We start from the raw sequence: 19881 nt of genomic DNA, 5'->3' as shown, positions 1-19881 counted from the left end.
AAATAGGTAATCTGTTTGCAATAATTAGTATCTCACAAGTTGGATTTAATTTTGATTTCGCTAAAGGTAAAAATGGGATTAGTAAAAACTAAAAACCCTGTAAATCATATGATTTACAGGGTTTTTTTTTTAATTGAAAATGAATTATGTAGTTACTGGGACTGTAATCGAACACCTTTCCTTGAAAGTCATTCTTACAGTTTGTAACTAGTGTATTCTTCATCCGTTACTTTTTCCAGCCAATCAATCGAACCTTTTGGAGTAACTGCGGTAATGGCGATATGAGTTAATGCACTATCAGTTGCAGCACCATGCCAATGTTTAACATCGGCTGGTATTTTAATGACATCGCCTCTTTGAATCAATTGAATCGGCTTGCCTTTTTCCTGATAGTAGCCCCCACCATCGGTTACAAGAAGAATTTGACCTCCCGGATGGGTGTGCCAATTGTTTCTCGCTCCCGCTTCAAAGGTTACGTTGCCAATTATACTATTAAACTCATTTTCATTTACTAATAATTTAACCCAGGCATTTCCCGTAAAATAATCAGGATTTGCTTTATCACCGGGAGTGAAAATTGGATTTTGCTCGTTATTATCTGTTGTGTTCATATTTTTTTAGCTTTTAAGCGACGCCATATCAATGACAAAACGGTACCGAACATCACTTTTCAGCATTCTCTCATACGCTTCGTTGATATCCTGTATTTTAATAATTTCAATTTCGGATACAATATTGTGTTCCCCACAAAAGTCAAGCATTTCTTGGGTTTCGGCAATTCCGCCAATTAAAGAACCTGCAACTGATTTTCTTCCCATTATCATCGGAACCGTATTTAAAATAGGTTCCAAACCGCCCAAATAACCTACTAAAACCAAAGTTCCATTAGTATTTAAAGTCCCTACATAAGGATTTACATCATGAACATAAGGAACGGTGTCAATAATTAAATCGAATTTTCCGCTTACAGCACTCATTTGAGTTTCGTCAGTCGAGATAATTACAGCATCTGCACCCAATTCTAAAGCGTCTTTTTCTTTATTAAGTGATCGGGAAAAAAGGGTTACTTCTGCGCCCAAACCTTTGGCCAGTTTTATGGCCATATGTCCTAATCCGCCCAAACCTACAACGGCAACTTTACTCCCTTTTCCCACTTTCCAATGGCGAAGTGGTGACCAAGTGGTAATTCCGGCACATAATAAAGGCGCTGTAGCAGCCAAATCAAGATTTGCAGGCACTTTTAAAACGAAGTTTTCGTCTACCACAATTTTTTCCGAATAGCCTCCAAGAGTCATACCGCCCAAATGCTTATCAGCACTATTATAGGTTCCTGTAAATCCTGTTGAACAATATTGTTCCAGGTCTTGTTTGCAATTATCGCAGGTTTGGCAAGAATCTACCATGCAGCCTACTGCCGCAAAATCGCCCACTTTCAGTTTAGTGACTTCGTTTCCTACTTTAGTCACTTTTCCCACAATTTCGTGGCCGGGAACCGCAGGATAAGTCGTAAATCCCCAGTCGTTTCTAGCCGTGTGTAAATCAGAGTGACAAACACCACAATACAAAATTTCGATTTCAATATCTTTAGCCGTAATGTTTCTGCGTTCGATATCCATTTGTTTTAAAGGGGCATCCACCGCGACTGTCCCGTAAGCTTTTACATTTATTGTTTCCATTCGATTAAATTTTAAAATTGATATTGTATTTAATTTTTTTATTTGGACGTGCCCCTTCGTGAAAACTATGGGTCGTGCTCTACGTTCCCGCTTTTTTTTGATAGGTAAAAAAACCTCTCAAAAAAAGAGCTCCACTGCCATCACTCACGCAAAACAGAACTATCGATATAATTTGCATCAAAGAAAGCTATAAACTGAAGTTCGATTTTTATTATGTTATTTCTAAAAATTTTTAAGTATTTATATTTAAAATCCATACCTAGAAGGTTTCCAAAACCTTGCCCGATTAGACCTTTATGAATTAGCATTAACCTAATTTGTTGTTGAAAGAATAAGAACTAATTGATCTCAGCACCATCTTTAATCTCCTCATTTGATTTGCTAAGCAAAATATCTTTTTCTTGTAATGAATCACTAAAAACTTCGATTTGGTCATCCACTTCAAGTCCAAGGCTTACGGTGATGCGTTGCGCTTTTTTGTTGATTACTTTTATCAAATAGATCCCTTCAGCGCTGTTCACAACTGCCGATTTAGGGACTACAAAAGTTTCTTTTTTGCTATTAAGTGGTAGGAGTACTTCAGCTACCATTCCAGGGAGTAATTTTTCGTCGGAATTTATCACATCCAATTCGACACGTTCAGAACGGAGTTTGAGGTCTAGCGCTCCGGACATTCTGCTGATTTTAGCCTGAAATGTTTCTCCTCGCAAAGATACTACATTAAAGGTAATTACTTCCCCTACTTTGAGATAACCTGTAAACGCTTCAGGTACAGATACTGATAAACGAAGTTTCTTTTGGTCTTGTATCGTCAGTAGCGGTACTTGAGCTCCTTGTCCCACATAGGCGCCAGTATTGACGTTACGTGCTGTTACTTTACCATTAAATGGAGCTCTTATTTGTAAATAATTTTGCATTATCTTGACTTCCCTGTGTCCGGCACGAGCCGCTGCTAATTGGGCAAAATCGGAACTTTTTTTGGAAAAAGCCAATTCTAAATCATTTTTAGAAATCGTTCCCTCTACTTTACTGGTTTCAAGCAATCGTTGGTACGTACTGTTACTGGCGGTATAAAGGGCTTCCTGTGAATGCAGGCGAGACTCCGCTGCAGCCAACTGTGAACTAATTTCTGGTGCCTCGAGTTCAATAAGGAGTTGTCCTTTTTTTACCTCAGAACCAATATCTACTTTAAGTGTTTTTACATAACTGTTTACTTTAGCAAATAAATCCACTTGACTAAAACCGGATAATTCGGCGGGTAAACGCAGGTCGGTGGTCAGTTTTGCTTTTGCCAAAGAAAAAGTTTCCATTTTAGGTTCTATTTCAGCAACAGGTGCTTCTTTTTTATTCGAATTGCAACTGCTTAGAAAAAATAGTGCTACAAAAAATAGCGCGGTCGACTGTAGTATTTTAGTTTTCATAAATGTAAAAATTATTTATTAGAGGTCATTTATGTTATCGCCTTTTATTTATTGGTTTTTGTTTGTAACAAATTTGTTTTTAATGGCGATTTCATTTTATGATTTTAATGATGAGATATAATGGATGCTTTCTTCGTCTTCAGGGTCTAAAGAAATAGATTGTGTACTTGTTTTTTCTTGTGCCCAAGCAAAAATTAAAGGCAATACGAGCAATACGGCAAAGGTCGAAAATAATAATCCGCCAATAACCGCTCTTCCCAATGGAGAAACTTGGTCGCCTCCTTCGCCATGACCAATCGCCATGGGTAACATTCCCGCAATCATAGCCACACTGGTCATAATAATGGGGCGCAGACGCAATGCTGCTGCTTCTCGTGCCGATTCTAATGCATTCCCATTTATTTTTCGCAATTGCTCGGCATTGGTAACCAATAAAACAGCATTGGCAATCGAAACACCCACGGACATGATAATTCCCATATACGATTGTAAGTTTAAGGTTGAACCCGTGATGGTTAACATTAATAACGAACCTAAAACTACCGCTGGAACGGTGGTTAAAATTACTAAAGAAACTTTGAACGACTGAAAATTAGCAGCCAACATTAAGAAGATTACAAAGATGGCAACTAACAATCCGACTTGTAAACTGCTTAATGTTTCGCTCAATACTTTACTCAAACCAATAGGTTCGATGAATAAACCACGAGGCAATTCGCCCAATGAATCTATCGTTTTAGCAACATCTGTTGTAGCCGTGCCTAAATCGGTTTGGTGGATGTTAGCGGTAACTGTAATGTATGGCATAGCTCCTAAATTGTCATTTTCACCACTTACAAACCCAGGTGTAATTTTGGCGATATCACTTAAAACAGGACGCAACGAATTTTTTAATACAGGAATTTCTCCCATATCGGTTTTGCTTTTCATTTTATTCAAAGGAACTTGTACCTGTACCGCAACCGATAAACCTGTTTTTTCATCGATCCAAGTATTTTTCTCCGTATATCTGGAAGACGAAGTGGAAGCAATTAACGAACGCGAAATATCATTCATATCCACTCCCAATTCGGCAGCGCGAGTTCGGTCAATGTCGATATTCATCGCAGGATAATGAATTGGTTGCCCAATTTGTACATCTCTGAAATAAGATGTTTTCTGAAGTTTTTCGACGATTTTATTAGCGTAAGCTTCATTTCGTTTTTTGTCTTTTCCGGCAACTCTAACTTCAATAGGAGTAGGGGAACCTTGACTCAATACTTTATCCGTAAGTTCAATAGGTTCAAAAGTGACTTTTACATCCGGAAGAATTTTTTTAATTCGAGCTCTAAGATCATCTTTAAAATCATCCATATCGGTTTCATAATCTTTCAAACTTACTTGAAAAACGGCTTCATGCGAACCCGCCATGAATAAATAGATTGGATTAATGGAGAATAAGGAAGGGTGTTGTCCCACATATACTGATGAAATTCCGATATGTTTTTTGCCTACCATTTTGTTTAATTCTTTCAGTACTAAAATCGCTTTTTCTTCGGTACGTTCTAAGCGTGTTCCATCTGGAGCCCGCATTCTAAGCTGAAACTGACTCGAATTTACTTTAGGGAAAACATCTTTTCCAATAAAAGTAAGGAACATTATAGCAAGCACTGTAATTCCGATAAGATACCCCAAAGTAGCGGCTTTTTTGTAGGGAAAAAGACGGTCTAAGGTTTTCATAAATCGGATTCTGAATCTTTCAAAAACACTTATTTTTCCATCTCCACTAAAATCATCTCTTTCAATCATTACTTTTTTCTGACCGATCAAATCTTTTTCAGATTCAGGAGTTAATCCGCTAGCATTAAACTCGGCTTCATCATCTGTAATGTTCGGTTTATGTTCCGTTTTTGGATGTTCTTTCATCAACCAATTGGCCATAACGGGCACAAAAGTTTGGGAAAGTAAAAATGAAATCACCATTGAAAATCCAATCGCTAACGCCAAAGGTAAAAACAAAGCTCCAGGAATTCCAACCATGGTAAAAGCGGGTGCAAAAACGGCAAGGATACAAAGCAGGATCAATAATTTGGGTAAAGCAATTTCCTGACAGGCATCCCAAATAGCCAGTGCCTTGGGTTTTCCCATGTCGAGATGTTGATGAATATTTTCAATGGTTACGGTACTTTCATCCACTAAAATTCCGATAGCCAATGCCAGTCCGCTTAAGGACATTAAGTTGATGGTTTGTCCGAATAATTTTAAAAATAAAACGCCAGAAATAATCGAAATCGGAATGGTCAAGATTACGATTAACGCCGCACGTCTGTCTCCAAGGAATAATAAAACCATTAATCCCGTTAGCACCGCTCCGATAATTCCTTCCGTAACCAAACTTTTAACCGAATTGATTACATAAACCGATTGGTCAAATTCGTATGATAATTTTACATCTTCCGGAAGTGTACTTTGAATTTTGGGCAGTTCCGACTTTAATTTCTGAACCACATCCCAAGTCGAAGCATCTCCTGCTTTGGCAATACTAATATAAACCGAACGTTTTCCGTTTACCAAAGCATAACCAGCGGTAATATCGGCACCATCTTTTACGGTCGCGACATCACCCAGAGTCAAGTTTTGAATGCTTCCTTTAAACAACGGAATTTTCTCAAAATCTTTAAGTTCTTTAATCGTATTATTAGTTGGCGTAATGTAGTTTTTATCGCCAATTCTCACGTTTCCGGAAGGAGCCGTTTGATTGTTGAGGCGTATCGCTTCTACAATTTGGTCGGGTGTCATGTTATGGGAACGCAATAAATCAGGATCTACGTTAACCTCAATGGTTCTTGGGCTTCCGCCAAAGGGAGCCGGCGATAATAAACCTGGAATCGAAGTAAAAGAAGCCCGAACATACACGTTTGCCAAATCTTGTAATTCGTTGTTAGACCTAATTTTACTGCTCAAAACCAACTGCCCGATTGGTAATGACGAAGCATCAAAACGAATTATGAAAGGCGGTTGCGTACCCGGAGGAAATGCCGCTTGGATCCTATTGGAAAGCGCACTCAATTCGGCAGCTGCTTGCGCCATATTGGTGTTTTCATAATAGGTCAATTTCATAATCATCAACCCTTGGATATTTTTGGTTTCCACTGATTTTACACCATTGGCAAAAGGAAGGATGTTGACATAATTTTTGGCAAAATAAGCCTCCATTTGGTCCGGAGTGTATCCGCCAAAAGGATGTGCAATGTAAATTACAGGCAAATTCATTTTAGGGAGAATATCTACCTTAATATCTTTGATGGCACTAATTCCGAAGAAAAATAAACCAGCAACCAATACCAATATGGAGATGGGTTTGCGGAGTGCAAAACGTATTAAATTCATATGGGTTTAATTAAAATTCATTTATAAATAAGTCAAAATTGCCTATTGCTGCTACTTTAAGCAAAAAGGATTGCCATACATTATTGTTGACAATATCACGATCAATTTCGGCACGATTTAAAATAAACAAGGTTTGTGTTAAATCGGTTAAAGTGGTCAATCCGTTTTTGTATAAAGTCGATTTTTGTACATAAGCTTGGGCTGCCGCATTTACTTGAACAGGCGCTTCAGCATAATTTTCTAGTGTGATTTTGATTTTGTCCTCAGCAAAATTCAATTGCGATTTCAATTCTCGGTCAGCCTGATTGTACTCTTCTTGCAGGGCTTGTGAAACAAATTTCTGAGCACTCACTTGTTTGCTCATTCGGAACGGAGTAGTCAAATTCCAGGTAATTCCAACTCCAATCAGATAATTGCTGCGATCTGGATGTACACCCTCCCAATAATTTCTATTGAAAGCGGTTTGGTCTATAGCATACGACGAATCAAATCCGGAAGCCCGTGTTTGCAAAACGCCAAAAGCGCTCATCGTTGGATAATAAAAACGTTTGTATAATTTGACTTGTTGATTGCTGTAATCAATCTTCGTTTTGTAAAATTGAAGCAACGGATGTAAGCTGTCAGAAGCTTTATTAGCTACAACAATTGCTTTCGGAATTTGATTTACAAAAAGCGTATCGGTTAGAAAATCCTGAGGCGCAACGCCCATCAAATCCACTAATTTATTGTTTTGTTCTTTAACGAAATTTTTAGCCAGATTTAGCGCCATTTTGGCTTTCGAAACTTCGGCACTGGCTAATGTAGAATCAACTCCGGCAAGTAGTCCGCTTTTAACACGTGCTGTAGCGGTTCTTTTGAAAACGTTTGCACGATCTAAATTCTTTCGCTGCGAAATCAATAATCGTTGACTCGCCAATAAATTAAGATAAGCAGCTGCGATTTTTATTTCCTGTTGGAATTTTTCCTGTTGCAAATCATTTTCACGGCTTTGAACATCGATTTTGGCCAAATTAACTTTCTCCTGAATTTTTCCGAAAGTAAAAAAGTCCCAGTTCATGTTGACTAAATACAACGCGCCAAAAGCAGAATTCCAGTTTTGCTCTGGAAGCGGAAGTCCGGAAGAAGCAACTCCAAGTCCTCCAAAACCGTAAAGTGGTCCATTTTGTCCGTTGACAGTTCCATAATCTTGTTGTGCAGATAAATTAAGATTTGGTAAATAATCGCGACGGGATTGTTTGAGCGTTTCTCGGGAAGCCTTGCTGTAATTGCTTTTTGCTTTTATTGAACCATAGTTTTCTAAACCTGTTTTTATGGCTTCCTTTAAAGACAAAGTTTGTGAAAAACCAGTAGCAGCAAAAATCAAGAAAAATAATAAAGTAATTTTTTTGAAATACATAAAAATGGATTGTGAAATAGTACTCAACAAAATTATTTGACTTTGACCGATATATGGCTTCTTAAATGATGTAATGCGATTATAAATGACCAATTGAATTTGTCATTTATTGGAAATAAAGATTAAATAATTGTAGTTAATTTGCATATTGTTTAAGTATTAAAAATGAATAAAAAATTTGACAACATAATGGATAACAAATGGTGGCAAGAAATTGCCGTTGTTGTCTTTTCATTTACGCTTTTTACCCTAAAAAACGATTGGATGCTATTTAGTTCTTTAGCTTCCATTTTGATGGGTGTTTTTCTCTATTTCATTTTGTACATGCATGCTCAATTCAACCGGTTTTTTCTGTTGCCAATATTATTTAAGAGACAAAGACCATTAACGTATCTATTTCTGACGCTATTAACAGTTATCGTGTTTTCGGTAGTTTTATATGAAATAACGACTTTAGAAATGTTCAGTAAATGCCATTTGTATCAAAACTCCCATCAAAGAAGTTATGTATACCAATTGGCAAGTGTTTTGGGTACATTGGTGTGTATTTTGAGTCCGATAATTGTTTTTAAATTCTACCGAATTCATAAAAAGCAAACTGATGAAACGTTACTCTTCAATCAAATGCAATTGAATGCGCTAAAAGGACAACTGAATCCTCATTTTTTATTCAATACCTTCAATACACTTTACGGAATCAGCTTAGAATTTCCTGAAAGAACACCTGATTTGATTATGAAAGTTTCGCAACTAATGCGGTATCAACTGGAGAGTAATAACAAACAATGCGTCTCTATTGAAGAAGAACTGGAATTTATAGACAGTTATGTGCAACTTGAAAAAGAGCGTGTTTCCTATCGCTGCGACATTACCTACGATAGTAAAATTGATAACGAAAATGCGTATAAAGTATCTCCAATGTTACTGATTGCTTTTGTCGAAAATGCTTTCAAACACGGAACTTGTGCTATCGAAAAATGTTTTGTCAGGATCATTATAACTGTTGAAAACGGTTTGTTGCATTTGCATGTTGTCAATTCAATTCCGAAGAAAAAAACAGGGGTAGTTTCTACTAAAATTGGTTTAAAAAACACCATGGAACGGTTGAAGCTAATTTACGGGGAGGACTATAAATTAGACATTCAAGACGATAAAAATACGTATATTGTTGATTTGAAATTGCAACTTAAAAAGTTTGTATAATGAAAGAACCAAAAAAGTGTATTATTGTTGATGATGAGCCTGCAGCACATTACGTTCTGGCGAATTATATTAAACAAAATCCGCAGTTAGAATTGGTTTTTCAGGGGTATAATGGTATTGAGACCATGGATTATCTTCGAGAAAATAAAGTAGATTTGATGTTTTTGGATATCAATATGCCAGAAATTACAGGGTTAGAATTGCTGAAAATCATTCCAACACATCCTAAAACTATTTTAACAACAGCTTATTCTGAATTTGCTCTCGAAAGTTATGATTTTGGCGTTATTGATTATTTACTAAAACCCATTTATTTTCCTCGTTTTTTAAAGGCCATTGATCGGTTTTTTTCAACTGAAAATACTATAAAGACAGAAGAAGTTACAATCAATTCGGTAAGCGTAAAAGTGGATGGTTATTTTATTGAAATCGAATTAGACCAGCTTTTGTTTGCACAAAGTTTTGGTAATTATGTGAAATTGCATACCATTAAAAGAACTTATTTGGCTTCGATAACCACAAGTGAGTTTGAGAAATGCCTACCCGAAAAAAACTTCATACGCATTCATAAATCCTATATAGTTGCTTTGGACAAAATTGATGCCACCGAAAAAGATTTTGTCATTATAAAAAAAGAGAAATTACCCATTGGAATTACATATCGCAGAGAATTAATCGATAGATTGAAGACTAAATAATTTTATAAGAAAAAGAGAGAAATTCTAGGAATTTCTCTCTTTTTTGGTTTGACTATTTATAAAATATTTTAGTCTTTATGATTTGTGTTCTTAAGTTTTATTCCAAGACTAATTCAGCCAAGGCTTCTTTGCTAAAGCCTTTAAGTTGATCATTTTCTCCCGCTTTTATTTTGGCAACCCAATTCGGATCTGATAAAAGAGGTCTTCCAACAGCTATGAGATCAAAATCGCCTCTGTCAAAACGTCTTGTTAATTCATCTAATGAAGTAGGCTGTGAACTTTCTCCTGCAAAAGCGCCGAAGAAATCTCCAGAAAGCCCTACAGAACCTACTGTAATAGTTGGTTTGCCAGTTAGTTTCTTAGCCCATCCTGCAAAGTTAAGATCATTGTCTTCAAATTCAGGTTCCCAAAAACGACGTTGTGAACAATGTAGAATATCGACACCAGCATCAATCAGCGGACTAAGCCAAGCTTCCATTTCTTGAGGTGTTTTTGCCAGTTTAAAAGTGTAATCCGATGGTTTGAACTGTGAAAGTCTCATAATCACTGCAAAATCTTCGCCTACTTGTTTCCTAATTTCTTTAATTACTTCTACGGCAAAACGAGTACGTTCTGCTAAAGTTTTACCACCGTAGTTATCGGTACGTTGATTTGTTGCATCCCAGAAAAACTGATCGATTAAATAATCATGGGCACCATGTATTTCGATACAGTCAAAACCTAATCTTTTGGCATCAGCGGCAGCTTTTCCAAAAGCTAAAATGGTATTTTCGATATCATTTGTTGACATTGCAGTCCCATTGCTAAACCCGGGTCTGTTTAATCCTGATGGCCCTTCAAAAGGGACTGGAGGAACCCAACCGGAATGGTGGTTGTCCATAATTCCCATATGCCATATCTGCGGTCCCATCTGTCCACCTGCTGAATGCACGCTGTCAATTACTTGTTTCCATCCTGTCAAGGATTTATCACCATAAAAATGAGGGACATTAGCATCGTTTGATGAAGAAGGTCTGTCAATAACAGTTCCTTCAGATAATATCAAACCTACTTCGCCTTCAGCTCTTTTTTGGTAATAAGCTGCTACTTCATCAGTAGGTATTCCATTTGGAGAAAAAGAGCGCGTCATAGGCGCCATTACAATTCTATTTTTAAGATTTAACGTCTTCAAATTGAAAGACGTAAACAAACTATTTGTATTCATAATTATTTATAGATTAGATTCGATTATTTTGCTGAGTGCTGTGAATGCTTTCTCGTTGCGCTTGTAATAGGTCCATTGCCCAACACGAGTAGATTCAATGAACCCGGCCCGTTGTAGTATTGCTAAATATTCTGAAACCGTTGATTGGGTTAGTCCTGCTTTGGACTGAATTTGTCCTACACATACACCATGCTCAAAACCTGCAGCCAGTTGTTCAGGAAAATTTATTTCAGGTTCTTTTAGCCATTCCAGCATTTGTAATCTGGACTTGTTTGATAATGCTTTAAATAGTTCTATGTGATCCATGCTGCAAATATATCGACTTTTCCCGATATATCTATTTAAATAAATTTATTTAGGATTTTTTTAAGAGATAGCACCAATGGAAGATTTGAGAAAGCGTGTCTGCGTTAAATAAGTTCAAATTTTACTAACTGTTTTGTGCCCAATTATTTATTTCATAAAAATTTATTTCAGATTAATTAATGAAAACGTTTTCGTTGCTTTTACTTGTTAAATCCAACACAAATTCTTCCCTTGCTTTCAATTCTTTGATTACTTTTGGCTCCCAAATGAGACTAGCTGTATTTTTTGTATATCTGTGTATCCATCTGCTAGGCGGAGGGAGTTATCTTCATGCAGATATAAATCATGACCACATTAGCTACTCGTCAACTTTAAATCTTGCAAGAAGCCAGCAAGTAAAAATTAAAAATGAAAATCAAGGTAGCATCGTAATTGAGTATACCGACTTAGATTTAGATGAGGAATACTCCAGCGGTGATGATCTTAAAGAAGGAGTTTCGAATAAATTTTTTGCTGGGAAAGATAGTTTGCTTGATAACTGGTATTTACCAGTTTCTCAATTGTCTATTTCAAATTATTACTACAAGCGTTTTAAAATCTTCATGCCTTTTTGCGGCAATTCATCTACTATTTATATCACTAATAGAGTTTTAAGAATTTGATAGACTATTCATCGGTTACCAAAGGTGTGTTTCTTAATACCTGATCTGGATGTATAGTAACCTAACTCTCTTTTGCATGACTGTTTAGGTTTCGCCCTGACAATCTATGCCTTTTTCCATCCAATAAATTTCCGAATTCACTGCGTTAAATAGCGCCAATTTCATTTTATACCATGAATAAAAATGCCGTTTTTACAGGCTTTATAGCCCTGTTGTGCTTAATAAGCTGTACAACTAAAAAAGAAGAAAAAGAAGAAACAATTAAATTTACGGTAACCAATCCTGCTGTAATCGACACTTCGTTTACCAAAGAATATGTTTCTCAGATAAAATCAGTGCGAAATATCGAAATCCGAACACAAGAAAAAGGATTCCTGCAAAACATTTATGTTGACGAAGGACAATCTGTAAAAGCGGGTCAGTTATTGTTCCGAATTATGCCCAAAATGTATGAGGCCGAATTGCTAAAAGCACAAGCAGAAGCAAAAAGTGCTGAAATAGAACTTTTAAATGCCAAAACACTTGCCGACAAAAATGTAATTTCCAAAAATGAACAAGCCATCGCACAAGCCAAGCTAACACAAGTGAGAGCCGAAGTAGCCATGGCAAAGCTCCATTTATCATTTACCGAAATCAGGGCACCATTTGCGGGAATTATCGATAGACTCCCAAAAAAAATTGGAAGTTTAGTTGAAGAAGGAGAATTATTGACTAGTCTTTCTGATAATAGCAAGATGTTTGCTTATTTCAACGTTTCTGAACCGGAATATTTAGAATATCAATCCAATATAGGAGGTCGTGGCGATAGTCATGTAAGCTTGCTTTTGGCAAACGGAAAACTTTTGAAATATAAAGGAAAAGTTGAACTTATAGAAAGCGAGTTCGATAGCGAAACTGGTAATGTTGCTTTTAGATCCAGCTTCCCAAATCCTGATAAATTATTGAAAAACGGAGAAACCGGTAAAGTTTTAATGACCGTTCCTGTTAAGAATGCTTTGGTAATTCCTCAAAAAATAACTTACGAAATTCAAGATAAAAAATACGTTTTTGTGGTGGATAAAAATAATGTTGTGAGATCAAGAGAAATTACCATTACTGGCGAAATGCCCGATTTATATGTAGTGAAAAGTGGTCTTGCAGCAACGGATAAGATACTACTTGAAGGCGTTCAGAAAGTGAAGGATGATGACAAAATCAAATACGATTTTGAGAAACCAGAAGAAGTGCTGAATCATTTGAAATTAAAAGCAGAATAGACGTAATCTTAAATCATAAAAAATGTTTAATAAATTTATAGAAAGACCCGTACTGTCGATAGTAATATCGCTGATGATTGTCTTGCTAGGTATTTTGGCAATGACCCATTTGCCTGTTACGCAATTGCCTTCTATTTCGCCCCCAAAAGTAAATGTAACAGCAGAATATCCTGGAGCAAATAATGAGTTATTGATTAAATCTGTTGTGATTCCTTTAGAGCGAGCTATTAATGGTGTTCCTGGAATGAAATATATTGCATCGGATGCCGGGAATGACGGAGAGGCATCCATACAAGTAATATTTAATTTAGGAACAGATCCTAATCAAGCCTCTATAAACATTCAGAATAGAGTTGCATCTGTTGTAAATAAACTGCCACCGCTTGTAGTTCGAGAGGGGGTGAAAATTACTAGAGAAGAATCGAATAATTTAATGTACGTTAACTTGTATAGCAAAGATCCAAAGATGGATCAAAAGTTCTTATACAACTTTACAGATATTAACATTCTTTCGGAACTTAAAAGAGTCGATGGTGTTGGTGATGCAGATATTGTAGGAAATAGAGATTATGCGATGCGAGTTTGGTTGAAACCAGACAGAATGCTGGCTTACAAGATTTCTGCTGATGAGGTCATGAAGGCTTTAGAAGAACAAAGTTTGGAAGCATCGCCAGGAAAAACGGGAGAAAGTTCTGGAAAACGCTCACAAGCCTTTGAATATGTGTTGAAATATTCAGGACGTTTTACTACTCAGGAACAATACGGGAACATTATTCTAAAATCAAATCCAAACGGAGAAATACTTCGTCTGAAAGATGTTGCTAATATAGAATTTGGAAGCTCGATGTATGATATTTATTCGAACCTGAATGGAAGTCCATCGGCGGCAATTACCATAAAACAATCTTACGGTAGTAATGCAAGTCAGGTTATTAAAGATGTAAAAGCAAAATTAGCCGAAATCAAGAAATCATCATTTCCAAAAGGTGTTGACTATGAAATAAGTTATGACGCTTCTAAATTTCTAGATGCTTCTATCGAAAAAGTAATTCATACTTTGGTCGAAGCCTTTATTCTGGTAGGATTGGTAGTTTTTTTATTTTTAGGAGACTGGCGTTCTACACTTATTCCTGCCATTGCAGTACCCGTTTCGCTTATTGGAACATTTGCTTTCATGCAATTTTTTGGAATAACAATCAATTTGGTTACGTTATTCGCCCTTGTTTTGGCTATTGGTGTCGTTGTCGATGACGCTATTGTGGTCATCGAGGCAGTACACGCCAAGATGGAAGAAGATCATATAGGCCCACTCAAGGCTACCAAAAAAGCAATGCACGAAATTAGCGGAGCTATTATAGCCATTACGTTTTTGATGGCAGCGGTATTTATTCCTGTTGCTTTTATGTCCGGACCAGTAGGTATTTTTTACCGTCAGTTTTCTATCACAATGGCAACAGGTATTATTTTGTCTGGTATTGTGGCACTGACACTGACACCTGCACTTTGTGCAATGATGCTCAAAAACACACACGGTGTCCCTAGAAAGAAAACGCCTTTGAACAATTTCTTGGATGGTTTTAATAATAAATTCAACCAACTTACAGGAAAATATCAAGGAATTCTTGGAAAAATAGTCAACAAAAGGTCTATCACCTTTATTGCCTTCATTACTTTTTGTACAGGAATCTTTTTCTTAAACAACAGTCTTCCAACAGGATTTATTCCAAACGAAGACCAAGGAATGTTCTATGCCATTATACAAACACCTCCGGGCTCTTCATTAGAAAGAACCAATGATGTGGCTTTAAAATTGCAAAAAATTGCAGAAAAAATCGAAGGAGTGCAATCGGTATCGGCTTTGGCTGGGTTTGAAATCTTAACTGAAGGAACAGGTTCTAATTCTGGAACTTGTTTGGTCAACCTAAAAAGTTGGGAAGATCGGGAGCATTCGGCAAATGAGATTATGAAAGAACTCGAGGAAAAATCCAAAGATATTACGGGAGCTACACTTGAGTTTTTCCAACCGCCAGCTGTACCCGGTTATGGTGCAGCAGGTGGATTTGAATTGCGTTTGTTGGACAAAGCAGGTTCTGGTGATTATAAAAAAATGGAAACCGTAAATAACGATTTTGTAAAAGAATTGAATAAACGACCAGAATTATCATCGGTATTTAGTTTTTATAGTGCCAGTTTTCCGCAGTATATGATGAAAATCGACAACGATATTGCCCAGCAAAAAGGAGTTTCGATTGATAATGCCATGAATACACTTTCCACATTGGTAGGTAGTAATTATGAAATTAGTTTTATCAAATACGACCGACAATACAAGGTAATTGTTCAAACATCGCCAGAATACAGAGCCATGCCAGAAGATATTATGAAATTGTATGTCAAAAACGATCGTGACGAAATGGTGCCGTTTTCGGCTTTTATGAAAATGGATAAAGTATATGGATTGTCTGAAATTACAAGGCATAATATGTACAATGCCTCCGAAATTAGCGGTCAATCGGCACCAGGATTTAGTAGTGGCGAATCTATCAAAGCCATTCAAGAAGTTGCCGAAAAAACCTTACCAAGAGGATATGGAATTGATTGGGCAGGTATTTCTAAAGATGAAGTGGGTCGTGGTAACCAGGCGATCTATATCTTTTTAATCTGTTTACTCTTTGTTTATTTGGTTTTAGCCGCTCAATACGAAAGTTTTGTGTTGCCTTTTGCAGTGATTTTATCACTTCCGGCAGGTATTTTTGGATCGTTTCTATTGCTTTCAATATGCGGTTTAGAAAACAACATTTATGCTCAGGTTGCTTTTGTCATGCTTATTGGTTTGCTGGGTAAAAATGCGGTTTTGATTGTCGAGTTTGCTGTTCAAAAACACGAAGCCGGAGCCACGATTTTAGAAGCCGCCATGGAAGGTGCCAAAGTAAGATTTCGTCCTATTTTGATGACCTCATTTGCTTTTATTGCGGGCTTAGTTCCATTGGTATTTGCTTCTGGTCCTGGTAAAATTGGTAATAGAACCATTGGCTCTGCTGCGCTTGGGGGAATGCTTTTAGGAACTGTTATAGGAGTATTGCTTATTCCGGGATTGTATTATATATTCGGAAGTATTGCAGTAAAAATCAAGATGGTAAAAAAACAAAATAATAATCCATTAACTGAAGAAATTGATAATAACCATGTATAAAATCAAGTTACATAAATATAGTATCCCGCTAGGCATTTGTCTGGCGGTGGTAAGTTGTACTCCAGCTATTGCGCCGTTGGCAGCAAGTAAACCTGTTCCCGAATCATTCGATAGGAGTACCGATACGGCCAATATTTCAACAACTCCTTGGCGCACCTATTTTAAGGATCCCAATCTTATAAGTTTGATTGATACAGCCTTGAAAAACAATCAGGAACTGATGATTACTTTGCAGGAAATTGAGATTGCAAAGAATGATATCCGTGTAAAAAAAGGATTACTCTTACCATCAGTCGGTATAGGAGCGGGTGCAGGAGTTGAAAAAGTAGGAAAGTATACCAGTCAAGGAGCTGGGGATGCATCAGCGGAGATTACACCGGGTCTTATAGTTCCAGAAGTATTACAAGATTATAAACTGGCAGCCTATGCCCACTGGGAAGTTGATATTTGGAAAAAACTGCGTAATTCTAAGAAAGCAGCTGTGAGCAGATATTTATCGACTGTTGAAGGAAAAAACTTCGTGATTACGAGCCTTATTGCTGAAGTTGCCGATTCTTATTATGAATTGCGGGCTTTAGATAGCCAATTGGATATTGTAAGACAGAATATCACATTGCAATCCAACGCTTTAGAAATTGTAAAAATTCAAAAAGAAGCTGCTAGAGCAACTGAATTGGCCGTTCAAAAGTTTCAGGCAGAGGTAATGGCTTCTAAAAGTATGGAGTTTGATATTCTTCAAAATATAAAAGAAACGGAGAATAAAATTAACTTTTTGCTGGGGCGTTATCCGCAGGAAATAGCGAGGGATAAAAGTGATTTTTTAAGTTTACTTCCTTCTGCTGTCAATTCCGGAATTCCTTCACAATTATTGTCGAATCGTCCAGATATCAAACAAGCCGAACTAGAACTGGCTGCTGCAAAGCTGGATGTAAAAGTGGCCAGAGCCGAGTTTTATCCTTCATTAGATATTTCAGCAGCGATAGGATTAAATGCGTTTAAACCATCATATTTATTTACGTTACCCGAGTCGTTGCTTTATTCACTGGCTGGAGATATTGCTGGGCCACTTATCAACAGAAATGCGATCAAAGCCGAGTATAGTTCTGCCAATGCACGACAACTTCAGGCTTTGTATAACTATGAGCGTACCACTCTAAATGCGTATCTCGAAGTTTCCAGCCAGCTTTCTAAGATCAGTAATATTGGAAAAAGCTATGACTTGAAGTCGCAACAAGTGAATGCATTGAATAGGTCTATAGCTGTTTCTAATGACTTGTTTAAGTCTGCCAGAGTCGATTATTTTGAAGTTCTGATGACACAACGTGATGCTTTGGAATCTAAACTCGAATTGATAGAAACCAAAAAAGAACAACTCAATGCTGTAGTCCATGTTTACAAGGATTTAGGAGGCGGCTGGAAATAAAATAATAGCTCAACTAAAGAGCCAGTAAATTTAAACTGCCCCCAAATCGTGTCTAACTTTTTGGGGGCAGTTCGTATTATAACAACTATTTTTAATAAAAAGGGTATTGTATCTGGGCAAATGCACAAGTTTTTCTGCCACGAATTACACTAATTCTAGCTTTATCCGTGTTTTCTATAATTATACCACCCGTTTTTATACAGATGTAATTCCAGTTGCAATATTGATTTGGATGCTTTCTGATGCGCAGGTCATAGAAAGTGAGGTTCCTTAAATTAAAAGAGGTTGCCAAAGTTGCCAAAAGGCTTGTTTTGGAAAAGACCATCGTATCTGTCCTGTTTAATAAAAAAACAAACAGGATGCTACAGGATAGCAATTGTAGCATGATAATCTATTTTTACTTTATAACAGAAGAAATGTAAAATGAAAATTATAAAATTTAACTCAGCTCTACTGTTGTTGGTTTGTATCTTAGTAATAAGTACAACGAACAATCTAAGCGCACAGACACGGAATATCAAAAATGATGTATTCTGGAATACCAAAGACGGGCAACCCATTAACAGTCAAGGGGGAGGCGTTTTTAAATTTGCTGATCCAGTTACAGGAGTAAAAAAATATTATTGGTATGGAGTTCATTACGCTGAAGCTGATAGCTATAGAAATAATCCGTCTGTTACGCAACCAAATGCGACTTTTGAATCTGTAACCTGTTACAGTTCTGTCGATTTGGTTAACTGGACGTTTGAAGGGGATGTTTTGACCAAAGCCGAAACCAATAAGTCAGGGAAGACTTGGGTAGGTCGCTTGGGAGTAGCTTACATAAAAGAATTGAATAAATTCGCGATGTTGGTTCAGCACGGCAATCAGGTATTGATTACCGTTTCCGATTCGCCGACGGGCCAATTTACATGGCATCAAAAAATAAATATGGAACCCATGATTGGAACTAGCAATACCGGCGATCAAACCGTATTTACCGATGAAGATACTGGAAAATCATACCTTATTTATTCGTATGGACAAGGACGAAACAAGATTTATGTTTCCGAAATTGGTGTTAAGGAAGGAAAAGTCAACCTCTTGGACTGTACGCAAATTTTCAAGGGCGAAAGCCGTGAAGGAAATTGCATGTTCAAGTTCAACAATAAGTATTATATGTTTGCTTCCAATATCTACGGCTGGGATGCCTCCTTTGCCTATTATCTGGTAGCCGACGATATTAGGGGACCCTATCTTCCCAACAATGAAATGTTGATTATAAATGGCGCTTCCGATGATTTTGCGCATGTTACACAAACCGGTTTTTTTGTCAATGTCAAAGGTAGTAAACAGGAAACCGTAGTTTATTGTGGTGACAGATGGGCTAATTTTGCAGGTAACGGATTGGGATACAACCAATGGTTTCCGATTTCATTTGATGGAAAAACGCCTTATTTTAATTCACTCCATTCTTGGGATTTAGATGCCAAAACTGGTTTATGGGAAGTTGCCAATGCCAATGATTTTGTTAAAAATGGCAGCTTTGAAGCGGATCGCAGGTATATTCCAAGTCCGGTAAAACCTTTACAACTGCCATTAACAGGTTGGACGACAACGATTATTCAAGGGAATAAAATTTCACTAGATAATGCTACTTCTCCAGTCTTAAACTATTTCAATACTGAAAATGACCGAAAACTTGTAATAGGCGAAAAAAGTCTGAATATCAGTGATAAAGTGAATTTCAATCGAAAAATATCGCAAACCATCGCCTCTTCAGCTTATGTTAAACTGGGAGATGGGTTATACACACTGACTGCTAAAGTAAAGAACAGCAATGGGTTTACTAATTTGGAAATGTATGCCATCAGTAATGGAAACCAATTCAAATACAGTATTACGGAGGAGAATGCCGATTGGCAAACGATTCGTATAACAAATGTAGTTGTCAAAGCCGGAAAAGTGGAGATTGGTTTTCTGGCAGAAGGAACAGCCAATGCATCTAGCCAAGTGGATGATGTGTCGCTGGTGAAAAATCAGAACAAATAGCTTCTTTCAAATTTTAAACTGCCATTTATAAAAAAGTTTTCTG

15 protein-coding genes are annotated in these 19881 nt (G+C 37.0%); 7 read left to right on the top strand and 8 right to left on the bottom strand.

The genetic code is table 11. The features are described from left to right. Nucleotides 1–194: 194 nt before the first annotated feature. From ACNQGG_RS03845 to ACNQGG_RS03825, 5 genes are all read right to left on the bottom strand, one after another. The gene (locus ACNQGG_RS03845) at nucleotides 195–611 is read right to left on the bottom strand and encodes a (R)-mandelonitrile lyase (protein WP_417961716.1); all 417 of its coding nucleotides are present in this window, start codon (nucleotides 609–611) and stop codon (nucleotides 195–197) included. A 6-nt stretch (nucleotides 612–617) separates the two neighbouring features. Beyond that, complete coding sequence (locus ACNQGG_RS03840; RefSeq protein ID WP_417961714.1) at nucleotides 618–1676, bottom strand: NAD(P)-dependent alcohol dehydrogenase; 1059 nt, start codon at nucleotides 1674–1676, stop codon at nucleotides 618–620. A gap of 338 nt (nucleotides 1677–2014) precedes the next feature. Further along, entirely contained in the window at nucleotides 2015–3097 is a 1083-nt protein-coding gene (locus ACNQGG_RS03835; protein ID WP_417961712.1) for an efflux RND transporter periplasmic adaptor subunit, read from the bottom strand. A gap of 96 nt (nucleotides 3098–3193) precedes the next feature. Then, nucleotides 3194–6466 carry an efflux RND transporter permease subunit gene (locus tag ACNQGG_RS03830; protein ID WP_417961710.1) on the bottom strand — a complete coding sequence of 1091 codons (3273 nt, stop codon included), beginning with the start codon at nucleotides 6464–6466 and terminating at the stop codon, nucleotides 3194–3196. Nucleotides 6467–6476: 10 nt separating this feature from the next. Continuing rightward, nucleotides 6477–7862 (bottom strand): TolC family protein, encoded by a 1386-nt coding sequence (locus ACNQGG_RS03825; protein ID WP_417961708.1) that lies wholly within the window; start codon nucleotides 7860–7862, stop codon nucleotides 6477–6479. Nucleotides 7863–8027: 165 nt separating this feature from the next. On the opposite strand from ACNQGG_RS03825, the gene ACNQGG_RS03820 reads away from it, so the two are divergent. Next, nucleotides 8028–9065 carry a sensor histidine kinase gene (locus ACNQGG_RS03820; protein WP_417961706.1) on the top strand — a complete coding sequence of 346 codons (1038 nt, stop codon included), beginning with the start codon at nucleotides 8028–8030 and terminating at the stop codon, nucleotides 9063–9065. Next, entirely contained in the window at nucleotides 9065–9763 is a 699-nt protein-coding gene (locus ACNQGG_RS03815; RefSeq protein ID WP_417961704.1) for a LytR/AlgR family response regulator transcription factor, read from the top strand. The genes ACNQGG_RS03820 and ACNQGG_RS03815 overlap by 1 nt, the downstream gene beginning before the upstream one ends. Before the next feature lie 97 nt (nucleotides 9764–9860). On the opposite strand, the gene ACNQGG_RS03810 is transcribed toward ACNQGG_RS03815, so the two are convergent. Further along, entirely contained in the window at nucleotides 9861–10967 is a 1107-nt protein-coding gene (locus ACNQGG_RS03810) for an NADH:flavin oxidoreductase (protein WP_417961702.1), read from the bottom strand. A gap of 6 nt (nucleotides 10968–10973) precedes the next feature. Continuing rightward, nucleotides 10974–11273 carry an ArsR/SmtB family transcription factor gene (locus ACNQGG_RS03805; protein ID WP_417961700.1) on the bottom strand — a complete coding sequence of 100 codons (300 nt, stop codon included), beginning with the start codon at nucleotides 11271–11273 and terminating at the stop codon, nucleotides 10974–10976. A 179-nt stretch (nucleotides 11274–11452) separates the two neighbouring features. On the opposite strand from ACNQGG_RS03805, the gene ACNQGG_RS03800 reads away from it, so the two are divergent. The 4 genes from ACNQGG_RS03800 to ACNQGG_RS03785 all read left to right on the top strand — a co-directional run bounded on the left by ACNQGG_RS03800 (nucleotide 11453) and on the right by ACNQGG_RS03785 (nucleotide 17807). Next, complete coding sequence (locus ACNQGG_RS03800) at nucleotides 11453–11935, top strand: hypothetical protein (protein ID WP_417961698.1); 483 nt, start codon at nucleotides 11453–11455, stop codon at nucleotides 11933–11935. 173 nt (nucleotides 11936–12108) lie between these two features. Then, a complete protein-coding gene (locus ACNQGG_RS03795) occupies nucleotides 12109–13191 on the top strand; it encodes an efflux RND transporter periplasmic adaptor subunit (protein WP_417961696.1) in 1083 nt (360 codons plus the stop codon). A gap of 22 nt (nucleotides 13192–13213) precedes the next feature. Then, nucleotides 13214–16384 carry an efflux RND transporter permease subunit gene (locus ACNQGG_RS03790; protein WP_417961694.1) on the top strand — a complete coding sequence of 1057 codons (3171 nt, stop codon included), beginning with the start codon at nucleotides 13214–13216 and terminating at the stop codon, nucleotides 16382–16384. Then, nucleotides 16377–17807, top strand: a complete 1431-nt coding sequence (locus ACNQGG_RS03785) for a TolC family protein (protein WP_417961692.1) — start codon at nucleotides 16377–16379, stop codon at nucleotides 17805–17807. Before ACNQGG_RS03790 ends, ACNQGG_RS03785 begins: the two co-directional genes overlap by 8 nt. Nucleotides 17808–17898: 91 nt before the next feature. Here ACNQGG_RS03785 and ACNQGG_RS03780 read toward each other — a convergent pair whose 3' ends face one another. Continuing rightward, nucleotides 17899–18192, bottom strand: coding sequence for a hypothetical protein (locus ACNQGG_RS03780; RefSeq protein ID WP_417961690.1), 294 nt, complete (start codon nucleotides 18190–18192; stop codon nucleotides 17899–17901). Between the two features lie 38 nt (nucleotides 18193–18230). On the opposite strand from ACNQGG_RS03780, the gene ACNQGG_RS03775 reads away from it, so the two are divergent. Further along, on the top strand, nucleotides 18231–19838 hold the full coding sequence (locus ACNQGG_RS03775; RefSeq protein WP_417961688.1) for a family 43 glycosylhydrolase: 1608 nt from the start codon (nucleotides 18231–18233) through the stop codon (nucleotides 19836–19838). Nucleotides 19839–19881 lie beyond the last annotated feature (43 nt).

It is taken from the genome of Flavobacterium esculini (assembly GCF_048284325.1).
Taxonomy (GTDB): domain Bacteria; phylum Bacteroidota; class Bacteroidia; order Flavobacteriales; family Flavobacteriaceae; genus Flavobacterium.
This window is presented reverse-complemented; position numbering and strand designations above follow the sequence as displayed.